Annotated in this window: 1 protein-coding gene; it reads left to right on the top strand. The window is 75.7% G+C overall.

From position 1 onward, the window contains the following. Positions 1-193: 193 nt before the first annotated feature. Positions 194-1,057, top strand: a complete 864-nt coding sequence (locus FNQ90_RS24065) for a hypothetical protein (RefSeq protein WP_182608272.1) — start codon at positions 194-196, stop codon at positions 1,055-1,057. Positions 1,058-1,152 lie beyond the last annotated feature (95 nt).

The raw sequence follows: 1,152 nt of genomic DNA, 5'->3' as shown, positions 1-1,152 counted from the left end.
CCCCGAGGCGTGCGCCGGGGCGTGCGCCGGGGGCGTGCCGGGGCTCCGTCCCGCGGCACCGGTACCGACGGGTGGGGCCGCGCCCCGCCCGGTCAACGTAGCCGGACCGTGACGGAAAGCCATTCCACCCCGTTCGGCGGCCCGCTAGGGTGATCCCGCCGAACCGTCGGGCACCCCGCGGAGGGAGACGCGCATGCGTCAACGACCGGTGACGCGGGCCGTGATCCTCGGCTCGCTGACCGTCCTGCTGGCCACCGGCTGCGGAGCCGATCCGGTGGTCGCCGACCCCGTCGCGGAAACCGGTGACACCGCTCCCGGAGCCGCCGCGGGGACCCCGTCCGGGGGTCCCTCCCCCTCGGGCGAGGCCCCTTTCGTGCCCCACCCGGAGCGTCTGCCCCGGGACCCGGCCTCCGCGGCCCCGCTGGCCGCCGCGGTGCTGCCCGGGGTCGCCGACCACGGGGTCGGGTTCGTCGCGGTCGATCGGTTGGTCGACGGCCCCTCCGAAACCGACACCGGTGCACACACCGAGGAGGACGGTCCCGAGACCCATCCCGTGCTCACGGACGCGTGCGTGTGGAAGCGTGCGCCGATACCCGACGGCGTCCTCGCCCTGCGCACCGTCGAGGCCGAGCGCCCGGCGGACGATCCCGCCGCCGACGGCCTCCCGGGCGGGGTCACCGTGACCACGGTGGTGACGGTGCACGACGAGGTCACGGCCGCCGACCGGCGGATGGCCGGAATCCTGGAGGAGGGGTTGCGCTGCCCGGAGCAGCGCCTGCGGGCCGACGAGTGGATCGCCGGTCTGACCTCCGTCGGCGCCCTCCGCCCCGGGGACGGGGCGCTCCCGGCCGACGATCTGATCACCGAACGCGGGGACTTCTTCTCCGAGGAGCACGGGGGGCCGCACCCCTACCTGTGGTTGGTGGCCAGGGTCGGACCGGTGACCGCGGCCCTCGCCGTGAAGGGGACGGACGGCTCCACCGAGGAGGAACTGACGGATCTCGCGCAGCGGTTGATGCGCCGCATGATCACCGCCGCGCACACCGAGCTGAGCTGAGGAGCCCGTGCCCATCCCGTCGTTCCGATCCGGCGAGTTCCGCGGAGCCACCGGCCCCGGCGCCCGCGCCCCGTTCGACGTCTCCGCACCCACCG

Source organism: Streptomyces alkaliphilus (assembly GCF_014141535.1).
Lineage (GTDB): Bacteria > Actinomycetota > Actinomycetes > Streptomycetales > Streptomycetaceae > Streptomyces > Streptomyces alkaliphilus.
Note: the sequence above shows the minus strand (reverse complement) of the source record. Positions and strands in the feature narration are given on the sequence as shown.